This window comes from Arthrobacter sp. HY1533 (assembly GCF_027568515.1).
GTDB lineage: Bacteria > Actinomycetota > Actinomycetes > Actinomycetales > Micrococcaceae > Specibacter.
The window spans coordinates 1-23,433 of sequence record NZ_JANKZF010000009.1 but is presented as its reverse complement, the minus strand read 5'-3'; the positions used below and the strand labels follow the sequence as shown (position 1 = coordinate 23,433).

Annotated in this window: 24 protein-coding genes and 1 riboswitch; of the genes, 11 read left to right on the top strand and 13 right to left on the bottom strand. The window is 66.2% G+C overall.

Features of this window, described 5'->3' with window-relative positions:
- Window positions 1-2: 2 nt before the first annotated feature.
- The 6 genes from trpS to PCK14_RS08935 all read right to left on the bottom strand — a co-directional run bounded on the left by trpS (window position 3) and on the right by PCK14_RS08935 (window position 5,007).
- Window positions 3-1,031, bottom strand: a complete 1,029-nt coding sequence (gene trpS, locus PCK14_RS08960) for a tryptophan--tRNA ligase (protein WP_269938133.1) — start codon at window positions 1,029-1,031, stop codon at window positions 3-5.
- Window positions 1,032-1,048: 17 nt separating this feature from the next.
- The gene (locus tag PCK14_RS08955; protein WP_269938313.1) at window positions 1,049-1,879 is read right to left on the bottom strand and encodes an exodeoxyribonuclease III; all 831 of its coding nucleotides are present in this window, start codon (window positions 1,877-1,879) and stop codon (window positions 1,049-1,051) included.
- Between the two features lie 66 nt (window positions 1,880-1,945).
- Complete coding sequence (locus tag PCK14_RS08950; protein ID WP_269938132.1) at window positions 1,946-2,548, bottom strand: hypothetical protein; 603 nt, start codon at window positions 2,546-2,548, stop codon at window positions 1,946-1,948.
- A 153-nt stretch (window positions 2,549-2,701) separates the two neighbouring features.
- On the bottom strand, window positions 2,702-2,998 hold the full coding sequence (locus PCK14_RS08945; RefSeq protein WP_269938131.1) for an SHOCT domain-containing protein: 297 nt from the start codon (window positions 2,996-2,998) through the stop codon (window positions 2,702-2,704).
- Between the two features lie 201 nt (window positions 2,999-3,199).
- Window positions 3,200-3,865: a response regulator transcription factor gene (locus tag PCK14_RS08940; RefSeq protein ID WP_269938130.1), complete on the bottom strand. Its 666-nt coding sequence runs from the start codon at window positions 3,863-3,865 to the stop codon at window positions 3,200-3,202.
- Entirely contained in the window at window positions 3,862-5,007 is a 1,146-nt protein-coding gene (locus tag PCK14_RS08935) for a sensor histidine kinase (protein WP_269938129.1), read from the bottom strand. Before PCK14_RS08935 ends, PCK14_RS08940 begins: the two co-directional genes overlap by 4 nt.
- A 245-nt stretch (window positions 5,008-5,252) precedes the next feature.
- Between PCK14_RS08935 and PCK14_RS08930 the strand changes: the two genes are divergently transcribed.
- Together PCK14_RS08930 and PCK14_RS08925 are read left to right on the top strand one after the other, a co-directional pair.
- Window positions 5,253-6,323, top strand: coding sequence for a M4 family metallopeptidase (locus tag PCK14_RS08930; RefSeq protein ID WP_269938128.1), 1,071 nt, complete (start codon window positions 5,253-5,255; stop codon window positions 6,321-6,323).
- A complete protein-coding gene (locus tag PCK14_RS08925) occupies window positions 6,320-6,631 on the top strand; it encodes a protealysin inhibitor emfourin (RefSeq protein WP_269938127.1) in 312 nt (103 codons plus the stop codon). Before PCK14_RS08930 ends, PCK14_RS08925 begins: the two co-directional genes overlap by 4 nt.
- 143 nt (window positions 6,632-6,774) lie before the next feature.
- Here the strand turns inward: PCK14_RS08925 and PCK14_RS08920 are convergent, their stop codons facing one another.
- Both PCK14_RS08920 and glyA read right to left on the bottom strand, forming a co-directional pair.
- On the bottom strand, window positions 6,775-7,647 hold the full coding sequence (locus PCK14_RS08920) for a bifunctional methylenetetrahydrofolate dehydrogenase/methenyltetrahydrofolate cyclohydrolase (RefSeq protein WP_442864690.1): 873 nt from the start codon (window positions 7,645-7,647) through the stop codon (window positions 6,775-6,777).
- A gap of 5 nt (window positions 7,648-7,652) precedes the next feature.
- The gene (glyA, locus tag PCK14_RS08915; protein WP_269938125.1) at window positions 7,653-8,939 is read right to left on the bottom strand and encodes a serine hydroxymethyltransferase; all 1,287 of its coding nucleotides are present in this window, start codon (window positions 8,937-8,939) and stop codon (window positions 7,653-7,655) included.
- Between the two features lie 81 nt (window positions 8,940-9,020).
- Window positions 9,021-9,109: riboswitch (ZMP/ZTP riboswitch) on the bottom strand.
- 48 nt (window positions 9,110-9,157) lie between these two features.
- On the opposite strand from glyA, the gene purU reads away from it, so the two are divergent.
- On the top strand, window positions 9,158-10,033 hold the full coding sequence (purU, locus tag PCK14_RS08910) for a formyltetrahydrofolate deformylase (RefSeq protein WP_269938312.1): 876 nt from the start codon (window positions 9,158-9,160) through the stop codon (window positions 10,031-10,033).
- Between the two features lie 103 nt (window positions 10,034-10,136).
- Here the strand turns inward: purU and PCK14_RS08905 are convergent, their stop codons facing one another.
- A complete protein-coding gene (locus tag PCK14_RS08905) occupies window positions 10,137-11,114 on the bottom strand; it encodes a YeiH family protein (protein ID WP_269938124.1) in 978 nt (325 codons plus the stop codon).
- A gap of 127 nt (window positions 11,115-11,241) precedes the next feature.
- Between PCK14_RS08905 and PCK14_RS08900 the strand changes: the two genes are divergently transcribed.
- Window positions 11,242-12,135 (top strand): LysR family transcriptional regulator, encoded by an 894-nt coding sequence (locus tag PCK14_RS08900; protein WP_269938123.1) that lies wholly within the window; start codon window positions 11,242-11,244, stop codon window positions 12,133-12,135.
- Window positions 12,136-12,194: 59 nt separating this feature from the next.
- On the top strand, window positions 12,195-13,190 hold the full coding sequence (locus PCK14_RS08895; RefSeq protein WP_269938122.1) for an aldo/keto reductase: 996 nt from the start codon (window positions 12,195-12,197) through the stop codon (window positions 13,188-13,190).
- A 30-nt stretch (window positions 13,191-13,220) separates the two neighbouring features.
- Here PCK14_RS08895 and PCK14_RS08890 read toward each other — a convergent pair whose 3' ends face one another.
- Window positions 13,221-14,651 carry an amino acid permease gene (locus PCK14_RS08890; protein WP_269938311.1) on the bottom strand — a complete coding sequence of 477 codons (1,431 nt, stop codon included), beginning with the start codon at window positions 14,649-14,651 and terminating at the stop codon, window positions 13,221-13,223.
- Window positions 14,652-14,968: 317 nt separating this feature from the next.
- Here PCK14_RS08890 and PCK14_RS08885 point away from each other — a divergent pair, with 317 nt between their 5' ends.
- From PCK14_RS08885 to PCK14_RS08865, 5 genes are all read left to right on the top strand, one after another.
- Window positions 14,969-15,487 (top strand): gamma carbonic anhydrase family protein, encoded by a 519-nt coding sequence (locus tag PCK14_RS08885; RefSeq protein WP_269938121.1) that lies wholly within the window; start codon window positions 14,969-14,971, stop codon window positions 15,485-15,487.
- Window positions 15,488-15,736: 249 nt separating this feature from the next.
- Window positions 15,737-16,930 carry an ROK family transcriptional regulator gene (locus PCK14_RS08880; protein WP_269938120.1) on the top strand — a complete coding sequence of 398 codons (1,194 nt, stop codon included), beginning with the start codon at window positions 15,737-15,739 and terminating at the stop codon, window positions 16,928-16,930.
- Between the two features lie 219 nt (window positions 16,931-17,149).
- A complete protein-coding gene (locus PCK14_RS08875) occupies window positions 17,150-18,439 on the top strand; it encodes an ABC transporter substrate-binding protein (RefSeq protein WP_269938119.1) in 1,290 nt (429 codons plus the stop codon).
- A gap of 93 nt (window positions 18,440-18,532) precedes the next feature.
- Window positions 18,533-19,438: a carbohydrate ABC transporter permease gene (locus PCK14_RS08870; RefSeq protein WP_269938118.1), complete on the top strand. Its 906-nt coding sequence runs from the start codon at window positions 18,533-18,535 to the stop codon at window positions 19,436-19,438.
- Between the two features lie 50 nt (window positions 19,439-19,488).
- A complete protein-coding gene (locus PCK14_RS08865; RefSeq protein ID WP_269938310.1) occupies window positions 19,489-20,331 on the top strand; it encodes a carbohydrate ABC transporter permease in 843 nt (280 codons plus the stop codon).
- Between the two features lie 109 nt (window positions 20,332-20,440).
- Here PCK14_RS08865 and PCK14_RS08860 read toward each other — a convergent pair whose 3' ends face one another.
- Together PCK14_RS08860 and PCK14_RS08855 are read right to left on the bottom strand one after the other, a co-directional pair.
- Complete coding sequence (locus tag PCK14_RS08860) at window positions 20,441-20,674, bottom strand: hypothetical protein (protein ID WP_269938117.1); 234 nt, start codon at window positions 20,672-20,674, stop codon at window positions 20,441-20,443.
- 7 nt (window positions 20,675-20,681) lie between these two features.
- Window positions 20,682-21,329: a DNA alkylation repair protein gene (locus PCK14_RS08855; protein ID WP_269938309.1), complete on the bottom strand. Its 648-nt coding sequence runs from the start codon at window positions 21,327-21,329 to the stop codon at window positions 20,682-20,684.
- 160 nt (window positions 21,330-21,489) lie between these two features.
- Between PCK14_RS08855 and PCK14_RS08850 the strand changes: the two genes are divergently transcribed.
- On the top strand, window positions 21,490-22,587 hold the full coding sequence (locus PCK14_RS08850; protein WP_442864689.1) for a Gfo/Idh/MocA family protein: 1,098 nt from the start codon (window positions 21,490-21,492) through the stop codon (window positions 22,585-22,587).
- Window positions 22,588-22,694: 107 nt separating this feature from the next.
- Here PCK14_RS08850 and PCK14_RS08845 read toward each other — a convergent pair whose 3' ends face one another.
- Entirely contained in the window at window positions 22,695-23,240 is a 546-nt protein-coding gene (locus tag PCK14_RS08845; protein WP_269938116.1) for a DUF6560 family protein, read from the bottom strand.
- Between the last annotated feature and the right edge of the window lie 193 nt (window positions 23,241-23,433).

Below are 23,433 nucleotides of genomic sequence, written 5' to 3'. Positions count from 1 at the left end.
GGCTATCCGACCGTCCCGAGGGGAGGCAGGAAGCCGACCTTGGCGTAGACGTCGGCCAGCGTTGCCGAGGCAATTTCGCGGGCCTTGGCCGCGCCGTGCGCCAGCAGCGTGTCCAGCTCGGCGGGGTCGTCCAGCAGTTCCAGGGTGCGCTTGCGGATGGGGTCCAGGCGGTCCACGACGGCGTCGGCAACGTCCACCTTCAGGTGCCCGTACATCTTGCCTTCGTACTCTGCCACGAGCGTGTCCACCGGCTTTTCGGTCAGCGTGGACAGGATCTCCAGCAGGTTGGTGACGCCGGGCTTGTTCTCGCGGTCGTGTGCAACCACGGTTCCGGCGTCGGTCACTGCCGACTTGATGCGCTTGGCGGTGACCTTCGGCTCGTCCAGGATGTTGATGAGCCCGTTGGGGCCCGAAGCGGACTTGGACATTTTCGCCGTCGGATTCTGCAGGTCGTAGATTCGGGCGCCTTCCTTCTGGATGAAGGCCTCCGGGACCACAAAGGTGTCGCCAAAGCGGTGGTTGAAGCGCTTGGCCAGGTCGCGGGCAAGCTCCACGTGCTGGCGCTGGTCATCGCCCACCGGCACGCCCTCGGGGCGGTACAGGAGGATGTCGGCGGCCATGAGCACGGGGTACGTGAACAGGCCGACGCTGGCCATGTCGGCCCCGCCCTTGGCGGACTTGTCCTTGAACTGGGTCATGCGGGACGCTTCGCCGAACCCGGTGATGCAGTTCAGCACCCAGGCCAGCTGGGCGTGCTCGGGCACATGGGACTGCACAAACAGTGTGGACTTTTCAGTGTCGATGCCGCCGGCAATGTACTGGGCCGCCGTCTTGCGGGTGCGGGCGCGCAGCTCCGCCGGGTCCTGGGTGACGGTGATGGCGTGCATGTCGGGGATGAAGAACAGTGTTTGGTAGTCATCCTGGGTCTTGACCCAGTTGACCAGTGCGCCAAGGTAGTTGCCCAGGTGCAGGGAGTCCCCGGAGGGCTGCATGCCCGAGAGCACGCGGGGGCGTGCGGAAATTTCACTCATGGATTTGTAGGGTCCTCTTAGAACTTGTAGTCGACGACGAGCGGGGCGTGGTCGGAGAAGCGTGCCTCGTACGATTCGGCACGGTCCACGACGCAGCTCTCGGCCTTGGCCAGCAGGCCGGGGGTGGCCATGTGGTAGTCGATGCGCCAACCGGTGTCGTTGGTGAATGCCTGTCCCCGGTTGGACCACCAGGTGTAGGGTCCTTCGACCTCGCCGGCGAGCTCGCGGGCCACGTCCTTCCAGCCGATTTCCTCGCCGAAGAAGCGGTCAAAGTAGGCGCGTTCCTCGGGCAGGAAGCCGGCACGCTTGACGTTGCCCTTCCAGTTCTTGATGTCCAGGGTCTTGTGGCCCACGTTCAAGTCGCCAACCACCAGGGCGTGGTCGCTTGCGCCGGCCAGCGCGGGCAGGCGGCCGATCATTGTGTCCAGGAAACGGAACTTGTCGTCCTGCTTGGGGGTGCCCACCTCGCCGGAGTGGACGTAGGCGCTGACCACCGTCAGGGTGGTGGGCGTTCCATCGGAGCCGGTGAGGGCGTAGTCCGCCTCGACCCAGCGGCCCGTGGTGGCGAAGTAGTCCTCGCCGATGCCGATGCGGGTGGCAACGGGTTCCAGGCGGTCCTTGCGGGTGGCGATCAGCACACCGGCACGGCCCTTGGCCTCTGCCTCGGCGTGGAGCAAGTGCCAGTCCTCGCCCAGGAAGCCCTCGACGATCGCATCGGGTGCGCGCACTTCCTGCAGGCACAGGATGTCCACATCGCGTTCGGCGAGCCAGGGGCCCATGCCGTTCTTGTATGCGGCGCGAATGCCGTTGACGTTGACGCTTGCGATCCTCAATCGACCGTTTTCCATACCGTTGCTCACTTGTTCCACCTTACCCGCAGGAGTCCGCTGATGCCTTGATTGCCGACGCCCCGGCTAGTCGATGACGACGCCGCTGACGGGCTCGTCCCCGCCGTCGGTGCCCTGTGCCTCCTGGGCGCGTTCGGCGTTTTTCTTGGCCATGGCGGCGTCCATCTTGGCTTCCTGGGCCTCCCAGTTGGGGTTGATCATGCCGCGGCCGTTGGTGGCGGTGATTTCAATGGTTTCCAGTGCCCGGGCCACCATTTCGGGGTCCTTGCCCAGGTATTCGTTGACCACGCCGACCTGGACGGTGATGATCTTGAAGGAGTGGTCCAGCTTCATGTCGCGCGCCTTCTCGGCCGTGCGTGAACCGGAATCCTGCGAGACCAGGCGCGTGCCGCCGTCGGAGCCGGCATTGCTGCTGTTCTGCTGCGCCATCTGTGCCTGGGCCAGCGCCACCTGCCGGGCGCCGAAGGCCGCGGCCTTGTGCACGCCGATGTACACGAACGTGGAGAGGACCAGCCAGCCCAGTGCGATCACTGCGATGATCCAGCCCAGCACCGTGCTGTTGTTGGCTGCAAAAACAAGGGCAACCAGGAATACAATCGCCAGCACAATGGTGCCAAGGCCAGAGAACTTGCCGGGTTTGGACATTTTGCCGGTTCCAAGAGAAGTCATGCATCCATTCTCTCAAACGCCCGGCGTCCTGCGGACCGGCTTCCACCAGCGGCGAACATATTCCAAACTGCAGCACATGCCGCTTTGCGGGGCGAAAACGGCATGTGCTGCAGTTTCGATGGAATGGTCACGTTGCGGGCGGGCCGCCCGCGGCTACTGCTTTCCCTGGCTGCGCAGCACCTCCAGGCGCTGGCGGTATTCGGTCTCGTCCACCTCGCCGCGGGCGTAGCGCTCCCGCAGCACGGACTCGGCGCCCTGGTGCTGGTGCCATTCGCGGCTGCGGCGCCACCGGCGCGGGCCGAGGAAGATGAACAGGCCGATCACCACAATCCAGAACAGCGGGATGAGCAGGAACCAAGGCCCCGGCCCCCATCCAACGCCGTGGTTCATGGCGTGTGCTGCGAGCGCAGCCTGTGCGCCCATTGCCGTTGTGCCGAGTGCTGCAAACATGGTGTTCCCCTTGGGTTGTTCCCAGCCGTCGTTCGGCTGTGGTTCAACTCTTCCGTTTGGGGCGTTCGACGGCGTCTGCCGCAGGGAGGCTCTTTGGCCGTGTGCAGTACTCCCCCGGGATACAGGCGCCCTGGTCCTCGCAAGGGCCCACGCGCCCGAGGGTTCCCTGGCCGAGGCACGAGGCGAGGGAGGGCGTGGGGACTAAACGTTCCAGCCGGGGCGGACCAGGCCGGATTCGTAGGCGGTGACCACGAGCTGCACGCGGTCGCGTGCCCCGAGCTTGAGCATGATGCGTGAGACGTGGGTCTTGGCCGTCAAGGGGGTGATGAAGAGGCGTTCGGCGATCTCGGCGTTGTTCAGCCCCTCCCCCACAAGCGCCAGCACCTCGCGTTCACGCGCCGTGACCTGGCCCAGTTCCGGGGGCTGTGCCACGTTGCGCGACACATGGGCCATGGCCGCCATGAGCCGGCGGGTCACGGACGGCGACAGGAGGGCGTCGCCGTCGTTCACCACGCGCACGGCACGGATCAGTTCGGCCGGTTCGGTGTCCTTGACCAGGAAGCCGGCGGCGCCCATTTGCACAGCCTCGACAATGTACTCATCGAGTTCAAAGGTGGTCAGCACCAGGATGTGCGTGCCGGCGAGCGCAGGGTCCGCCAGGATGGCGGCACCGGCGGTGAGCCCGTCGCCGTCGGGCATGCGGATGTCCATGAGTATCACGTCGGGCTTGAGCTCCCGGGCCTGGGCCACTGTGCCGGCGCCGGTGCCGGACTCCCCGACCACCGCCATGTCGGGTTCGGCGTCCAGGAGGGCGCGGAAGCCGGCGCGGATGAGTGTCTGGTCGTCGGCGATGAGGATGCGGATCATGGCCGGCCTCCTGGTGCGGGAACGCCGGGGTGCAGCGGCAGGGTGGCGCGCACGCCCAGCCCGGGATGCAGCTCCACCAGCTCCACGGCACCGCCCACCCCGGCCAGGCGCTCGCGCATTCCGCGCAGGCCGTTGCCCTCGGCACGGTTGCCCAGCCCGGAGCCGTCGTCGTCCACGTCGATGCGCAGCCGCCCGTCCGCGGCCGGCCCGATCCGCACCGCGAGCGTCGTGGCGCCGGCGTGTCGCACTGCGTTCGTCACGGCCTCCTGCACCACCCGGTAGGCCACGGTCTCCCCCTCCGGGCCGAGGCGCCCGCGCACCAGGGAGGGGTCGCCGTCGTACTGCAGGCTCGCAGCCAGGCCGCCCAGCCTGGCATCCTCCACGAGGGCGGGAATCCCCTCGAGGGACAGGCCGGGGCGGCGCGGGGCGTCCTGGCGCAGCACACCCAGCAGTTCCCGGACCTGGTCCAGCGACTCCTTGCTGCCCTCCTTGATGGCCTCCAGCGCAGGCTTGAGCTGGGCGGGGTCGCGGTCGGCCAGGTGCAGGGCAACGGAGGCGCGCACGTTGATCATGGACAGGGAATGGGCCACGACGTCGTGGATGTCGCGGGCCAGCGCCAGCCGGTACTCGTCCTCGGCGCGCAGCTTGTCCTCACGTGCCTTGGCCCGCCGCTCGGCCGCCCGGTCCAGGCGCAGCCGCAGGCCCTCGCCGATGAGCACCAGGATCACGAGCCAGCCGGACACGGCCGAGGCCCTGACCAGGTCGAACTGTGCCCCTCGCACCGCGGCCCAGGTGAACAGCGCAGCCACCAGCACCCCTGCCACGGACCAGCTGAACACGCGACGCCCGGCCGCCGTGGCCAGGACCACGGCCAGCGCCAGTGACATCGGCACCGGGCCCCACGGGTAGCGCAGAGCCAGGTAGGCGGCCGTCACCGCCACGGCACCGGCAAGCATCACCTCGGGGGCGCGGCGGTGCAGCAACAGCAGGGCGGGGCCGGCCAGCAGAAGCACGACGCCGAAGCCGTCCAGCGGGTGCGCCAGGGGCTGCCGGGCCGCCGCGAAATGCGTGCCGGCCAGTTGCACCGCGGCGGCAAGGATGGCAAGGCCCACCATTGGCCCACGGCGGTGCGCAGCTCTCATGCAATGAGCGTAGCCCCGCAGCCGCAAAGCGCACATCACCCCGTGCGGGCAGGCAGGCATACTCCTGCGGGAGTACGCGGCACCACCAGCGGCGCCGCCCAGACACCGGCAGCCCAGTGCTTGCCGCCGGCCGGCATCAAGCGCATCATGGTTGCAACGGCGCAATCATGGCCGGGGGAAGGCACCACGGCCGGGACGGGGCCCGCTGCGCTGCCACTGGGGAAGGGACAAGGATCATGCCGGAAATGTTGAATTCTGCGCTGTGCACCATTGCGCCGCCGGACCTGCTTGGCTGGTTGGCGCTGGAGGGCAGCCCCAAGCAGCGCGAGGCCGCGGTGAGGGCCCTGGCCACCTCCGCCGCCATGCGCTCCCAGCGCGCCGTGATGGGGCAGCTGAGCCGCCGGCTCAACGTCCACACGGGGGCCTTGATGGGGGCGGCCCTGGACACGGGCGAGCGGCTGAGCGTCTATGACAACGAAAAGCACGGGCGGCCTTTCCTGCCCGGCGTTCTGGTGCGGGGCTGGGAAAAGCCGCCGGTGGAGGACGAAGCCGTCAACCAGGCCTACGACGGCAGCAATGCCACGTACGAGTTCTACCGCGACCTGTTCGGCCGCAGCTCCCTGGACGGGGCAGGGATGGAACTCATCTCCACCGTCCACTACGGCGTCGCCTTCGACAACGCCTTCTGGGACGGCTCGCAGATGGTCTACGGGGACGGCAGCGGCCGCATCTTCCAGGTTGGCGGCCTGACCCGGGCCATCGACGTCATTGCCCACGAGCTCACACACGGCATCACCGAGTTCACGGCCGGGCTGGTCTACAGCAAGCAGTCGGGGGCGCTGAATGAGTCCTTCTCGGACGTGTTCGGCTCCCTGGTCAAGCAGCACGGCCTCAACCAGACCGCAGCGGAAGCCAACTGGCTCATTGGCGAGGGAATCCTGGTCCCCGGCCTGGGCGCGGCCCTGCGCAACATGGCCCACCCCGGCACATCCCATTCCGGGGACCGCCAGCCAGGGCACATGGACGACTACGTGGACCTGCCAGACGACAACGACCCCCGCAACGACAACGGCGGGGTGCACATCAACTCCGGCATCCCCAACCGCGCCTTCGCACTTGCGGCCACGGCCCTGGGCGGCTACGCCTGGGAGAAGGCAGGCCGGATCTGGTTTGAGGTGCTGACCACCAAGCTGCGCCCCACAACGCAGTTCGACGCCGCCGCCCATGCCACGGTGGACGTCGCCGGGACGCTCTTCGGCGCGGCCGAACAGGAAGCCGTGCACAACGCGTGGAAGGAGGTTGGCGTCCTTTCATGAAGCTGACCATCATCAGGGCCGGCGGCATAGCCGGAATCATTGCCCGGACCGAGCTGGACACCAAGGCCCTGCCCAAATCGGCGGCGCAGGCGTTTGCCGGGGAAGTTGCCCGTGCCAACCTGGACGAGCAGCCCGCTCCCCCTGCCAAGGCCCCCACACCGGACGCGCAGCTGTATGAGATCAACCTGGTGCGCTCCGGCCCCACCATCACTGTCCGCTACACGGACGACAGCATGCCCGAGGACGTCCGGCTCCTCGTGGCCTGGGTGGACAGCCGCCCCGAACGGGTGGAATCAATCGAAATGTAGGGCCGCGCCCAGCAACGCAAAGGGGAGGCCGACGGCGGAACGTGCGTTCCGCCGTCGGCCTCCCTTGCCGGTGATCGGGCTTGTCGGCCGGTGATCGAGCTTGTCGAGATCCTGGGATTCGAGCAGCCCAACCACCGCGTCGCTTAGGCGCGCTCGGCGGCCTCAACCACGTTGGCCAGCAGCATGGCGCGGGTCATGGGACCAACGCCGCCCGGGTTCGGGGAGATCCAGCTGGCAACTTCCGCTGCCGCAGGCTCCACATCCCCGGTGACCACTGCCTTGCCGTTGCCGTCGTCCACGCGGCTGACGCCAACGTCCAGGACAACCGCACCCGGCTTCAGGTCCGCTGCCTTGATCATGTGCGGCACGCCGGCGGCGGCAACCACCACGTCGGCGTCGCGCAGCTCGGCGGCCAGGTCACGGGTCCCGGTGTGTGCCAGGACCACTGTGGCGTTGATGTCGCGGCGGGTCAGCAGCAGGCCCATGGGCCGGCCAATGGTCACGCCGCGGCCAACCACCAGGACCCGCTTGCCATCCAGCGTGATGCCATGGCGTTCCAGCAGCACAATGCAGCCCTTGGGCGTGCACGGCAGCGGGGACGTCATGGGACGGTTCACATTGGCCACCAGGCGCCCCAGGTTCATGGGGTGTAGGCCGTCGGCATCCTTGGCCGGGTCAATGGCTTCGAGAACCACGTCCTGGTCAATGTGCTTCGGGAGCGGCAGCTGGACAATGTAGCCGGTGCAGGACGGGTCCTCGTTGAGCTGGCGGACGGCAGCCAGGACTTCATCCTGGGTGGCCGTCTCGAGCAGGTCGATGCGGATGGACTTGATGCCAACCTCGGCACAGTCCTTGTGCTTGCCGCCCACGTACCACTGCGAGCCCGGATCCGAGCCGACAAGGATGGTGCCCAGGCCCGGGGTGACGCCACGGGCCGCGAGGGCGGCAACGCGTTGCGTCAACTCGGATTTGATGGCAGCGGCTGTAGCCTTGCCGTCAAGAATTTGCGCAGTCATGCTGTTTACCATTCTTCCTGACCGGGGTACAGCGGGAAGTTCGCTGCCAGCGCCTTGACGCGGGCGCTGAGGGCGTCCACGTCGGCACCACCCTTGAGGGCTGTTGCGATGATCTCGGCAACTTCGGTGAATTCCGGGGCGCCGAAGCCACGGGTGGCCAGTGCCGGGGTGCCGATGCGCAGGCCGGAGGTGACCATCGGGGGGCGGGGGTCGAACGGAACGGCGTTGCGGTTCACGGTGATGCCAACGCTGTGCAGGAGGTCTTCGGCCTGCTGGCCGTCCAGTACGGAGTTGCGCAGGTCAACCAGCACCAGGTGGACATCGGTGCCACCGGTCAGCACGGACACGCCGGCTTCAGCAACGTCGGGGGCGTTCAGGCGCTCGGCGATGATCTTGGCGCCTTCGAGCACACGGGCCTGGCGTTCCTTGAATTCTTCACCGGCAGCAACCTTGAAGGCCACGGCCTTGGCGGCGATGACGTGCATGAGCGGGCCGCCCTGCTGTCCCGGGAACACGGAGGAGTTGAGCTTCTTGGCCCACTCCTGCTTGGCCAGGATCACGCCGGAGCGCGGGCCGGAGAGGGTCTTGTGCACCGTGGAGGTGACGATGTCGGAGTAGGGCACCGGGTTCGGGTGCAGGCCGGCAGCTACCAAGCCGGCGAAGTGGGCCATGTCAGTCCAGAGCAGGGCGCCAACTTCATCGGCGATGGCACGGAACGCGGCAAAGTCCAGCTGGCGCGGGTAGGCGGACCAGCCGGCGATGATGACCTGGGGCTTCTCGGCGATGGCCTGGGCGCGCAGCTTGTCCATGTCGATGCGGAAGGTGTCGGGCTCAACTTCGTAGGCGGCAACCTCGTACAGCTTGCCGGAGAAGTTCAGCTTCATGCCGTGGGTCAGGTGGCCACCGTGGGCCAGGGACAGGCCCATGATCTTGTCGCCCGGCTTGATCATGGCTGCGAGCGCTGCGGCGTTTGCCTGGGCGCCGGAGTGCGGCTGGACGTTGGCGTATTCGGCGCCGAAGAGGTCCTTGACGCGCTGGATGGCCAGGTTCTCGGCCACGTCAACGGCTTCGCAGCCGCCGTAGTAGCGGCGGCCCGGGTAGCCCTCGGCGTACTTGTTGGTCAGCACGGAACCCTGGGCTTCCAGGACGGCGCGGGGGGCGAAGTTTTCGGATGCAATCATTTCCAGCGTGTCGCGCTGGCGTGCGAGCTCGTCCTTCAAGACGGCTGCGATTTCCGGGTCCAGCTCAGAGAGCGGGGCGTTGGTCACGGACTGGGTGGGGGTGAAGGTCACTACAGACTCCTGGATGGGCGGCACGAAAAAACTTCTTCGAAAAGGTTATCGCCAAACACGTAGGTGTTGGCTTTTCGTGACCTTTGCGTCCCAGGCGTACGATCGCTTTGGTCTTCTTTCGTGCTGCTCCCCGGTGGTGGCCCACCTCATCGCCAGTTGCAACTCCCCAATTGTAATACAGGGGTGCAGGGGGCGGTAACCTTGGACGGGTGACTGAGATGAACTTCCCCGCAGCTTCCGCCCCCGCCAGCCAGCACGGCTACGTCCTGACGCTCTCCTGCGCAGACCAGCCCGGCATTGTCCACGCCGTCTCCGGCTCCCTGCTGGAGGCCGGCTGCAACATCACCGACTCCCAGCAGTACGGCAACCCGGACACGGGCACGTTCTTCATGCGGGTCGCGGTGGAAACCACCATGTCATTTAGCCTGCTGCGCGAGCACCTCGACGCGGTGGCCGACCGCTTCGAGCTCAAGTGGACCCTGCACCGCGCCGGCGCCCCGATCCGCACGCTGATCCTGGCATCCAAGGCCGCCCACTGCCTCAACGACCTGCTGTTCCTGCAGCGTTCGGGCACCCTGCCCGTGGAAATCCCGGCCATCGTCTCCAACCACATGGACCTGAAGCCGCTCGCGGATTTCTACGGCATCCCCTTCCACTACATCCCGGTCACCCCGGACACCAAGGCGCAGGCCGAGGCCGCGCTGCTGGAGCTCGTGGCCGAGCTCGATGTGGAACTGGTAGTCCTGGCCCGCTACATGCAGGTGCTCTCCGATGACCTGTGCACCAAGCTGGCCGGCCGGGCCATCAACATCCACCACTCCTTCCTCCCCTCCTTCAAGGGTGCCAAGCCGTACCACCAGGCACACGCCCGCGGCGTGAAGATCATTGGCGCCACGGCCCACTACGTCACGGCCGTCCTGGACGAGGGCCCCATCATTGAGCAGGAAGTCATCCGCGTGGACCACGGCCACTCGGTGGAGCAGTTTGTCTCCATGGGCCGAGCCGTCGAGGCCCGCACGCTGGCCCAGGCCGTGCAGTGGCACGCCGAGCACCGCGTCCTGCTGGACGGGCACCGCACGGTCGTCTTCAACTAGCTCCGCCGGCTCCCTGGAGCTGCGCATGGTTTCGCGTCAACCACGCGCAGCTCCAGAAGTGGCGCACCGTTGACCCGTCAACCGTGCGCAGCCGCAGGGACGATCAAGCCTGGACCAGCTCGATGCCGGCCAGGGCAATGCCCGACACCAGCACGGTTGAGGCCGCGGCCAGGATGAAGGGGCGCACCCCGACGCCCATGAGGTTGCGGATCTTGACCCCGCAGCCCAGGGCGAACATGGCAGCGGATAGCAGCGCCGTCTGTGCCAGGCCGCCCGCCTGAACCAGGGTGTCGGGCAGGTCAATCGTGGACCTCAGCAGCACCATGGCCAGGAAGCCGACGATGAACAGTGGCACAATGGGCGGGCGCTTTTCCCCGGGCCTGGCATTGCCGCAGCGGCGTTGGCGCAGGCTCAGGATGGCAACCACCGGGGCCAGCAGCAGGATGCGGGCCAACTTGACCACCACGGCCGCACCCAGCGCCCCTCCCCCGATGATGCCGCCGGCGGCAACCACCTGGGCGATCTCGTGGATGGAGCCGCCGGCCCACATGCCGTTGAGTTCCGGGTCCATGCCCAGCAAGCTCCCCGCCAGCGGGATGGCCGGGATCATCAGCGTGCCGAAAATGACCACCAGGGCCACGGCCGTGACCACGTCCTCCTCCTCGGCGTCGGTCACTCCCTCCACCCCCGCCACGGCGGCCGCACCGCAAATGGAAAAGCCGCACGCTATGAGCAGAACCTGGGCCCGGCGCATCTTCAGCAGCCGCCCCATGAGCAGTGTGCCGAAAATCCCTCCGGCAACAATGCAAACAATCACCACCAGCATTGGCGCCCCCAGCGAAACAATGTCTGACAGCACCAGCTGCAGCCCCAGGAAGACGATGCCCAGCCGGAGCAACTTCTTGGCGGCGAAGGTGATGCCCGGTGCCATGGCGGCAGGCAGGCGGACCACGTTGGTCAGCGTGATCCCGAGAACGATCGCAATGATGAGCGGACTGACGCCGGGAAGGAATGCCCCGGCCGCCATGGCCACCGCAACGGCCGCGGCACACAGCAGCAACCCCGGGGCATAAATCGCCATGGTCTGGACGCTGGATTGAACTGCTGCGGATGGGGCCTGCTGTGTACGGGTTGACATGTTTTCATGCTGCCAGCGGCCACCGGGCGCCGGTAGACGCGACTTCCGCACCGGGCTATATAGTCTTGATATGACTGAAGCCTGGCCCAACCTCAACGTCCTGGAACTGTTCGTTGCCGTGGTGGACGGCGGCAGCGTGGGCGCCGGTGCGCGCAAGGTTGGCGTGGCCCAACCCAATGCCAGCCGGTCTCTTGCGGAGCTGGAGACCGGGATGAAGACAGCACTGCTGGAGCGCAGCCCGCGCGGCTCCACACCCACAGCGGCCGGGCTTGCACTCGCGGACCAGGCCCGTGAACTGCTCGACGCCGCCCAGCGCTTCAACGACTGGCTGGCATCCCGCAGCGGCAACGGCACCATTGAACTCCGTGTCGGCGCCAGCATGACCATTGCCGAAACCCTGCTGCCGGCCTGGCTGGCAGAGACCAGGCGCCGGCTGCCGCAGCTCCGCGTGGATGTGCAGGTGCTTAATTCCGCCCAGGTGATGCACGCGGTGCAGCAGGGCACGCTGCAGCTTGGATTTGTGGAAACCCCGCATGTACCCGTGCGCCTGAATGCCATGGTGGTCGAGGAGGACGAACTGCTGCTGGTGGTCTCCCCTCACCACGAGTGGGCCGGCCGCGCCGGCCGGATCAGCCTGCAGGAACTCGCACAGACGCCGCTCGTGGTCAGGGAGGCAGGCTCCGGCACCCGCGAGGCCCTGGCGGAGGTGCTGGCCGGGCTCCCCGCCGCCGAGCCGGTCCAGGCCCTGGGCAGCAACGCCGCCGTGCGGGTTGCCGTGGCCTCCGGCGCGGGCCCGGCCGTGCTCAGCCGCCTTGCACTGCGGGCACAGCTGGCCAGCGGGGAACTGCTGCGCGTCCCCTTCGAGGGCCAGGGCATCACGCGCCCACTGACGGCCGTGTGGGCGGGACCGCAAAGGCTCACGGGAGCGGCCGCCGTCCTGGTCGCAGTGGCTGCCGGCAAGTGAAATCCATGCCTGCAGTGACGTCCGACGGCGGCCCCCTCACCTTTCGCTAGGCTGGTGCCATGGAGCAAACCATTCTGGGCAAGACCAACCGCACCGTGTCCGCCGTCGGGCTTGGCACCTGGCAGCTTGGCGCCGACTGGGGCAATGTCAGCGAGTCTGACGCCCTGGCCGTGCTGGCTGCGTCGGAGGACGCCGGCGTCACGTTCCTTGACACGGCAGACGTGTACGGCGACGGCCGCAGCGAGCAGGCCATCGGCGCCTTCCTCCGCAGCCGCGGGGACGGCCACGGCATCACGGTCGCCACGAAGATGGGGCGGCGCATGGAGCAGGTCCCCGAGAACTACGTCATGGAGAACTTCCGGGCGTGGACCGACCGCTCAAGAAAGAACCTGGGCACGGACACCCTGGACCTGGTGCAGCTGCACTGCCCGCCCTCGGCAACAGTCACCTCCGGCGAGGTCTACGACGCCCTGGACACCCTGGTCGCCGAGGGCGCGATCGCGGCGTACGGCCTGAGCGTGGAGACCTGCGGGCAGGCCCTGGCCGCCATCGCCCGGCCCAATGTGGCAACCGTCCAAATCATCCTCAACGCCTTCCGCCTGAAGCCGCTGGATGAGGTCTTGCCGGCAGCACGCGAGGCCGGCGTGGGCATCATTGCCCGTGTTCCCCTTGCCAGCGGGCTGCTCAGCGGAAAGTACACGGCTGCCACCACCTTTGCAGGAGATGACCACCGCAACTACAACCGCGACGGCAGCCACTTCGACGTCGGCGAAACCTTCTCCGGGGTGGACTACTCCGTGGGGCTGGAGGCCGCCGGCCGTTTTGCTGACCTGGCCGCCGGCCTGGACTTCACCGCCACCACTGCGCAGGCTGCACTGGCCTGGGTGGCGCAGCTGGACGGGGTCTCCACAGTGATTCCGGGCGCCCGCTCCGCCGAACAAGCCGTGGCCAATGCGGCGGCCGGATCGCTGCCCGATCTCGGCGGGGCCTTCACGGCCAGTGTGCGCGGCATCTACGACGAATTCCTCCGCGCCGACATCCACCCGCGCTGGTAGCAACCTCCGCGGCCGCGGTTCAGCTGATGCTCAGCGGCCCTCGCGGGCGGGCAACGCCGGCTCGACGGGGGCGGCGGAGAGCGTCTCGTAGTCAAGCTGGGACAGGGCTGCGACCCTCGAGTTGCGGCGGCCGTAGGCAAAGTAGGCGGCCATGCCCACCATCATCCACAGCACGAACACCAGCCAGGTCAGGCCCCCGAGGTTGACCATCAGGTACACGCACATGAGCGCGCCCAGAATCGGCGTCACGGGGTAGAACGCAACCCGGTAGCTTCGCTTGAGGTCGGGGCGGTTGCGGCGCAAGTAGATGACGGCAATGTTGACCAGGGCAAAGGCGAACAAGGTCCCAATGCTGGTTGCGTCGGCCAAGGCGCCCAATGGCACCAGGCCGGCCGTCAGTGCAACGGCAACACCAACGATCAAGGTTCCCGCCACCGGTGTGCCGCGCTTGGCTGAAATCCTGCCGAACACCTTGGGCACCAGGCCGTCGCGTGACATGGAGACCAGGATCCGGGTCTGGCCATAGAGAACGGCCAGCACAACGCTGGTGATGGCCAGCACCGCGCCGACGGCGAACACCACGGCAATCCATGGCTGGTTGGTGACTTCCAGCAGGATCTGGACCAGGGCCGCCTCGGTGCCGTCGAACCAGGTCCACTCGCGGGCGCCAATGGCCGCAACGGCCACCAGGACGTAAACGGTGGTCACGATCACCATGGAGAGCATGATGGCACGGGGAAGGTCCCGCTGCGGGTTCCTTGCCTCCTCACCCGCTGTGGATGCCGCGTCGAAGCCAATGTAGGAGAAGAAAACCCGGGAGGCCGCAGCCGAGACGCCGGCCGCGCCCATGGGCATGAGCGGTTCGAAGTTGCCGGCATTGAACGCCGTGAAGGCCACGGCGCAAAAGAACAGCAGGATCACGATCTTGACGAGCACGATGGCTGTGTTGACCCAGGCACTCTCCCTGGCGCCGCGCATGAGCAGCACCATGGACAGCAGCACGATGGCCATGGCAGGCAGGTTCATGGCGCCGCCGGAGCCGGGCGGCTGGGAAATGAAGTCAGGCAGCCCCCACCCCAGGCCTGCCACGGATTCATTGATGTACTGGCCTGCACCGACTGCCACGGCCGCCACGGACACCGCATATTCCAGCACCAGGCACCAGCCACAGATCCAGGCCATGCCTTCCCCCAGCGTGGCGTAGGTGTAGGAATAGCTGGATCCGGAAACCGGCACCATGCCGGCCATTTCTGCGTAGGAGATGGCCGAAAGCAGCGCCGCAACGCCGGCGATCAGGAAGGAAATGAAGATGGCGGGCCCGGCCATGGGGACGGAGTCGCCAAGGATCACAAAGATGCCGGTGCCCAGGGTTGCGCCGACGCTGATCATGGTCAGCTGCAGGACACCAAAGCTCCGAACCAGCTTGCGGTCCCCGGTGCCGCTTCCGGCCTCCTGGACCATTTGCCCAAGTGGCTTGCGCCGCAGCAACTGCTGCCCGAGCCCCAGCGGCGGAGCGGAACCGCCGCGGCGGGCGGCCTTCGGGGCGCCCGGTCCATCTGAAGCTGTCATGCCAAGGTATCCATTCTGTGTTGCCTCGGACGGCAGGTGCGGATGCCATCCTTGCTATCTCACGTTCCATGCGGCGGCCATCGCGCCGAGCGACACACAAGTTTACCGTGCCACAACAGCCAGCCATGGGTAGCATCGGTGGAACACCTGGTGGACTGTGTCACCGCCTGGGCCGATTCACACCAACCACTCCCGGAAATGGACCCGCAATGCAGCAATTGATCACTTTTGACGGCAACACCCCCGCAGTTGATGAAAGCGCCTTCGTGGCGCCCACGGCCGTGCTGATCGGCAAGGCCTCGCTCGGGGCGGGATCAAGCGCGTTCTACGGGGTTGTGGTCCGCGCCGACACCAACTCCATCACTGTCGGTGCCGGCACCAATCTGCAGGACAACGTGGTGCTGCACGCAGACCCCGGCTTCCCCACCACCATTGGCGACGGCGTCAGCGTGGGGCACGGCGCCGTGGTGCACGGCTGCACCGTGGAGGATGACTGCCTGGTGGGCATGGGGGCAACCATCATGAACGGCGCAGTCATCGGGGCAGGCTCCCTTGTGGCGGGCGGGGCCGTGGTGCTGGAAGGCGCCGTCATTCCGCCCGGGTCGCTCGTGGCGGGCGTCCCGGCCAAGGTGCGCCGGGAGTTGGCGAATGGGGAATTGCAGGGCGTGCGTGAAAATGCTGCCAACTACGTGGTTTTGGCCGCCAAGCACAAGGCCCTGGGGAACTGATCAAGCGCGGACCTCGCGCACCTCGCCCATAACCGCCCAAGGAACCGCAAAAACCAACAAATTCAATACTTTTGACACAATATGGCGGGATCAGGGGCAGGAACAAGCCCGCCGCAGCCCCGCAGGCCCATGCAAACGCAACCGATTGCATGGGCCCTGTGTTTTTTCCTTTGCTTGAAAATGAATCAAAGCTCGGATTTTGCGTTTACAGTTTGACCGCAGGGGCAAATGTGATGCACGCTACTACACATGAGTGACGAACAATCCCCACACTCCGGCCCCGCACCCCGGCCGGGATCGCAGTCCGCCCTGCGCCGGCGCAATGAGCAGCTCATTACGGCCACGCTGCGCGAACAAGGGTCCCTGTCCCAGGCCGAGCTGGCCCGCAGCACCGGATTGTCCACCGCCACCATCTCCAACATCGTCAAGGCCATGGCGGCCCAGGGGCTGGCCGAGACCCACCCCACCACAAGCTCCGGCCGCCGCGCGCTGGCCGTTTCCCTGCTGGAAACACCGGAAGTTGCCGCGGGAATCGACTTTGGCCGCAGCCACGTGCGCATCATCCTGGCCAGCCCGGGATTCAAGGTCCTGGCCGAGCGGCAGGCCAATCTCGCCGTGGGCCACCTCGCCGCCGAAAGCATCGCGGTCGCTGCAGCCATGCTCAACGAACTTCTGGCCGAATCCGGCATCGAGCGCAGCCACGTGGTGGGTGCGGGCGTTGGCGTGCCGGGACCCATCGACCACAGCACCGGCACAGTCATCCGCGGCGCCATCCTGCCGGAGTGGGTGGGCGTGAACATCGTGGCCCAGCTGGAGGACGCCCTGGGCATGCCCGTTTTCGCGGACAATGACGCCAACCTCGGGGCACTGGCGCAGGTGACCTGGGGTGAGCACCGCTCCGTGAAGGATCTGGTGTTCCTGAAGATCGGCAGCGGCATCGGCGCCGGCCTGATCCTCAATGGCGCCCCGTACTACGGGCACACCGGAATCACGGGGGAAATTGGCCACGCCACGATCTTCGACCAGGGCCTGGTGTGCCGGTGCGGCAACCGCGGCTGCCTGGAAACTGTGGCCTCCACCGCCATCATGGTGGAACTCCTCAGCCGGGGCGAGCCCGTCCAGCTGACTGTGCCGGACATCATCGCCCGCGCCCAGTCCGGGGACTCGGCCACACTGCGCGTGATTGACGACGCCGGCATGGCCGTAGGTCGCGCCGTGGCCAACGTCGCCAACCTGATCAACCCCGAGATCGTGGTGGTGGGCGGCCCGCTGGCGCCGCTGGGTGAAACACTGCTGGCACCCATCCGGCGGGGCCTGGTGCGCCATGCGGTCCCCGCCATTGGCGAGGGCACCACGGTGGTCATGTCCTCGCTGGGCGACCGCGCCGAGGCCCTCGGCGGCATCTCATTGGCCCTGAGCCGCAGCAGGCACTGGAACCACTGATTCACGCGGACGGCGAAGTTTCCGCCACCAATTTGCCTGCCCGGGCAGCCCAAAGGCGCATGCCGCAACGACTGACAACACGAACGAGTTCCGACCGTTACCAACACGTTGCGTTAAATAGTTGACGGCAACTAGTGATGAAGGTAACTTTTCCATAGCGGGGATTTCCATTCCCCCCACAAATCATCATTTCCGCACAATTTTTCACGGAGGATTCACATGCGACGTCGCATTTCCTTGCTCGCCGGAGTTGCAGCGCTGGGTCTGACCCTGGCCGCCTGCGGCGGCGGCGGCGATACCCCTGCCGACAACGGCAACGCCCAGGATGCAACCGGCAAGGTCGGCGTGTTCACCTGGTGGGCCGACGGTTCCGAGAAGGCCGGCCTGGATGCCCTGGTCAAGGTGTTCGGCACCGACTACCCGAACGTCACCTTTGACAACCTGGCCGTTGCCGGCGGCGCCGGTTCACAGGCCAAGAGCGTCTTGGCAGCCCAGCTCAAGGCCGGCAACCCGCCGGATTCCTTCCAGGCCCACGCAGGTGCCGAGCTGCAGGACTACATCGACGCAGACCAGCTCGAAGACCTCAGCGGCTTCTACAAGGACAACGACCTCACGGCCCAGTTCCCCAAGGACCTCGTTGACCGCCTGACAGTCGACGGCAAGATTTACTCCGTGCCCTCCAACATCCACCGCGCCAACGTGGTGTGGGCAAACGTTGAGGTTCTCACCAAGGCCGGCGTTGACCCGAAGAAGCCTGCCGCAGACCTCGATGCCTGGTTCGCCGACATGGACAAGATCAAGGCCACCGGCAAGATCCCCCTGGCAGTTGCCGGCTCCTGGACCCAGGTCCAGCTGTTCGAGAACATCCTGCTTTCCAGCCTCGGCACCGACGGCTACAACGGCCTGTGGGATGGCAAGACTGACTGGAAGGGCGCCGACGTCACGAAGGCCATCAAGGCCTACGAAAAGGCCCTGACGTACACCAACACCGACCGCGACTCCCTCAGCGACTGGGCTCCGGCCACGCAGCTGGTCCAGGACGGCGCAGCCGCCTACAACGTCATGGGTGACTGGGCGGAAGCCAAGTTTGCACAGGACGGCGACAAGCCGGGCGTTGACTACGTGTACTTCCCGACACCGGGCACCGCGGGCACCTTCGACTTCCTGGCTGACTCCTTCACCCTCCCCAAGGGCGCACCGAACCCGGCCGGCGCCAAGGCATGGCTGACCACGATCGGCTCCGCCGAGGGCCAGGCTGCCTTCAACAAGGTCAAGGGTTCCATCCCGGCCAACACCACCGCCAAGACGGATGACTTCTCTGAGTACCAGAAGAGCGCCATCAAGGACTTCGGCCAGGACAAGATCGTTTCCTCCCTCGCACACGGTGCAGCAGTGCCCGTTGCCTGGCTGAACGACCTGAGCACTGCCGTCAGCAAGTTCGGCGGCGACAAGAATGTTGAAACGCTGCAGGGCTCCGCTGCAGACATTGCGGCGAAGTTCGCCAAGTAATACCAACGCATTGAGCCTGGGGGCGGCCGCGACAGAGATGTTGCGCCGCCCCCAAGCCATGCTGTACCGATTTTCTTCGGAAGGAGGCAAATCATGTTAAAACGTGCAAAATCATGGGGCCCGGGCGTACTGCTCCTGGCTCCCACCATGATCCTTGTCGGCGTCTTCGTCTACTGGCTCATCATTGAAAACTTCCGTGTCAGCTTGACCAACCAGCACACGGCGAAGCCCAGCAACAAATATGTTGGCTTCCAGAACTACTCCAACCTCCTGGCAGACCCCAACTTCCAGCACTCGCTGTGGAACCTGCTGATCCTGACCATCGTGTTCCTCGGTGGCACCCTGATCTTCGGCTTCCTCTGGGCCTGGATCCTCGAGCAGCCGGCCAAGGGCGAGGGCTTCTTCCGCTCGGTCTACCTGTTCCCCATGTCAATCTCCTTCATCGCCTCGGGTGTTGTCTGGCGCTGGCTGCTCTCAAGCCTGCAGACCACCCAGCCCGGCGGCGAACGCACCACTGGCCTGAACCGCCTGCTGGACAGCGTAGGCCTGGGAGCACTGCAAAACGACTGGTGGTCCAACCCCACATGGGGCATTGCCGCCATTGCCGTTCCGGCCATCTGGCAGCTCTCGGGCTACGTCATGGCCTTGTTCCTTGCCGGTTTCCGCGGCATCCCGGACGAGCTCCGCGAAGCAGCCCGCATTGACGGCTGCACCGAGTGGAAGCTGTACCGCCACGTGATCTTCCCGCAGCTGAGCCCCGTGATGCTCTCCGCCGTGATCATCATCGGCCACATGTCACTGAAGCTCTTCGACCTCATTCGCGCCATCGTCCCCGACGCCAACACCTATGACGTCCAGGTTCCCGCGACGTTGATGTGGGTCAAGTACATCGGCAGCGACTACGCCGACGCCGCCGCAATCGGCACCATCCTGCTGGTGCTGGTGGCCCTGGTGGTCATCCCCTACCTGATGTACACCTCACGAGCGGAGAAGCGATAATGACTACCGCCATGGCAAACAACAAGAACCGCGCCCGTTCCGCGCAGGACATGTTGTCCGATTCCAAGCGCACCACCAAGCGCCGCATCAACCGCACGCTGAAGTACGCCCTGCTGATCTTCTTCGTCGTCGTAGTTCTGCTGCCGGCCTATGTGCTGATCATCACCAGCTTCAAGGGAACGGCCGACGCCGACCCCTCGCGCGCCTGGTACCTCCCCCAGGCATGGGAGACCGACGGCTGGGTCAAGGCGTGGACCACGCTGGCCCCCTCGCTGGGCCGCACTGTCCTGCTGGTGGTCCCCTCGGCGCTGGTCTCGGCGTTCCTGGGTTCCATCAACGGCTACGTGCTCTCCAAGTGGAAGTTCCCCGGCTCGAACATTGTCTTCACGTTGATCCTGTTCGGCATGTTCATCCCCTACCAGGCAGTCATGATCCCGTTGACGCAGCTGGTCAGCGACCTGGGCGTGCCCCAGGGCATCCCGTCCCTGATGCTGCTGCACATTGTGTACGGCCTGCCGATCTGCACGTTGATTTTCCGCAACTACTACGCGTCGGTCCCCGATGAACTCATCGAGGCGGCACGCATGGACGGTGCAGGCATCCTGCGCACCTACGGCTCGGTCATCCTGCCCGTGTCCATGCCCGGCTTTGTTGTGGTGCTGATCTGGCAGTTCACCTCCGCCTGGAACGACTACCTCTTCGCGGCGTTCTTCTCCTCGGGCCGCAACGGTCCCGTCACGATCGCCCTGTCCTTCCTGGCCGGCGGCCAGCTCACCGACTACGCCGCCTCCATGGCCGGCGCACTCATCGCCTCCGTCCCCACGCTCATTGTCTACATCCTGTTGGGCAAGTACTTTGTGGGCGGCCTGATGAGCGGTTCCGTCAAGGGCTAGCTCCACAGCGCACGTTGGGCCTCTGGGTCTCGACGGGCTCGACCACCGGTGGTCGAGCCCGCGAGATCCAGGGGCCTTTCGCATGTCCCCCACCTGCAGGAGGGGAGCCTCAGCGGCGCTTCTTCGGCCGGGAGACTATGACCAGCAGCCCCACGATGCCCGTGGCCGCAGCAAGCTGCAGCAGGATCCTGCCCCAGGCAAAGCCGGCGTTGAACGCGTCCGAGCCGTGAGGGGTGGCCACCCACGTCATGGCGGACACGGCCAGGCCCGCCACAAGCAAGGCGGCGATGATCAGCACAAGGACACGCCGGCCGGCGCCCATGCGGTGCCACAGCGCCAACATGGTTCCGTTACCCCACCAGTTCCCGGCGCCTGACGATCTCATTGATCCAGGCGGGCGCGAACGGAGAGGTGCAATTGGGCGGGGTCGGGTAGTCCTTGAGCACCTCGAGACGTTCGCCGATCTCCAGTGCCCGGGCGCGCAGTTCCGGGTTCTCGATCCCGATCTGGGCCAGGGCGAAGTTCATGGCCCACTGCAGTCGCTCCGGGGCGGGCTTCATCTGTGCCTCGATGATGTCCAGCAGGCCCGGCAGGTCCAGCCCCTCCGGCTTCTTGACCACCCGCTCGCTGGTTAGGGCCCAGCCCGAGGCGGCCACCACGGGGTCGGGGTCGAAGAACCATGCCTGCCGCAGCTCCTCGGCATGGGTGCTCTTCTTGACCACATAGTTCACCAGCCAGTCGTTGACCTTGGGCACGGGAGCCTCGCGCAGCATGGTGTCCAGCTCCCCCGCCGTGAACACCTTGGGCCGGCAGATCAACAGTGCGAGCAGGCGGGCGGCAGTGTCGCCCGTGTCCCAGAGTTCGACGGAGAGTTCCTGCTGGGTCTTGAGCCGCTTCGCAATGGCCCGCAGCTTGCCCAGGTTCACACCGTGGTCGTCGCCGTGTTTCTCGTTGACGGCCCGCATTTTCGGGTCCTCCAGCGCCGCCAGCTCGGCCATCAGCCCGGCCACTGTTTCCTTTGTTTCAGCCACCACATGCTCCTGTCCTTGGCTTGTGGGAAAAGCCTACCCGCCTGCCCCGGAAGGCGGGATGCCACAGGCCGCGTCATGTTCGGCAGCGCCTGCCGGAACAGCGCAGCCTTGCTGGCAGAATTGCGCCATGACAATCCAACGTTTCGTCGGCCGGCCCGACTGGTACACCACGTTCAATCCAGAAACCCTCGCCGCCACCGGCACTCCCCTGCGCTGGGGTGTGGTGGCCACCGGCAGCATCGCCCGCACCGTCACCAGCGACCTGGCGCTCCTTGAGGATGCCGTGCTGCAGTCGGTCAGCTCCCGCGGCCAGGCCAGCGCCGCCGCATTTGCGCAGGACTTTGGCTTTGCCGCCCACTACTTCGACGGCGGCCCCGACGGCTCGGCCGGTGCCGGCTACCTGCAGCTCGTGGCGGATCCCGACGTCGACGTGGTCTATATCGCCACCCCGCATGCCCAGCACTACGACATTGCGCGGGCCGCCCTGGAAAACGGCAAGCATGTCCTGTGCGAGAAGGCGCTCACCATCACGGCCGCCGAGGCCCGCACGCTCATTGCCCTGGCCCGCGAGAAGCAGCTGTTCCTCATGGAGGCAGTCTGGGCCCGTTTTGTGCCCGGCTTCCAGCGCGCCCTGGAGATCATTGAATCCGGTGAGATTGGCGAGGTCCAGTGGGTTCGTGCGGACCTGGGCTTCCCCGCCCCGCTCGATGACTCGGCCCGCATCTGGGCCCCGGCCGACGGCGGCGGCGCACTCCTGGACATCAGCGTCTACCCGCTGCTGTGGGCCTGGGGAACCCTGGGCCGCCCGGACAGCCTGCACGCAGCGGCCAAGCTGACAGATCTTGGTGTGGACGCCCAGAACGCCCTCTCGCTTAGCTACGCCAACGGCGCCCAAGCCCAGCTCATCAGCTACCTCGGCGCACAGGGGCCCCGCACTGCTTCCGTTGCAGGCTCCCTGGGCTACATTGAGACCGTTGGCTCCGTCAACAACCCCAAGGGCCTGAAAATCAGTGTGGGCTGGGACAGCGAACGCACCGAAATGTTCGAGTACCCGGGCCGCGGCTACACCTACCAGCTGCGCGAGGTGACCCGCTGCGTCCAGGCCGGCCTGACCGAGAGCGCCACCATGCCGCTGGATGATTCCCTGGCCATCATGGAACTGTTCGACGAGGCCCGCCGCCAGATGGGCGTGCACTACTGGAACGACACCCGCACCGACATCTAACTCATCGGCAAACGCCGACGGCGTGCCAAAGTTGAGGGGGCCCATGAAATTTCATGGGCCCCCTCAACTTTGGCACGCCGTCACTTGAAGGGCAGCGGTTGTGGCCCCTAGCGCGGCTCCCCGGGCACCGGCCAACGGCCGTTCTTGGAGTGGAAGTCGATGGCGGCCATCAGGGGCGGCAGGTTGTACTGGGAGATGCTGAAGTCGAGCTTTTCCCCCTTGGGCCCACGGACGGTCAAGAACTTCTGGAAGCCCTGGTCGCGGAAGGAGTAGCTGGCGATCTCGTGGTAGCCGAGCGTGTGCTCCTTGCCGAAGGTGGTCCTGAACTCCATTTCGTCGTCACCTGCGTCAACGTACCAATTGCGGTAGATGAACAAGAGGTACCCGCCAAACAGCGTCACAACGCCAAAGGCGATCGGCATGGCAACAGCGTCTTCGGCCGGGGCAGCGAAGGAGGCCAGCAAGCCGATCAGCCCGACAACCAGCACGGGCCAGGCAAGGATGGGAATGATTTTCGGCATGCGGATCCGCCGCTTGTTCCCCTTGGAACGGTTGGGATGCTTCTTGAACCACACGGCAAGCATGGATACCAGAAAAGTGATCACGGCGATCACGGAGAAAATGAGAACATAACGCAGCACGGGGTTATCCATGGCCAACGTCCTTCCAGGCAGTTTTCGGGGAGCGATCCTCAGGCGATGGACCACTCCACTGCCGCCTGCAACACGCATTTCTTCGCCTACCATTGAACAGCCATTGCGCCGGAAAGCCGGGATTTCGGGCAGGGGTGTTGCGGGGAGCCACCCTTAAATGCCGGTGGTCGAGTTAAACGCCGGTGGGGGGGGG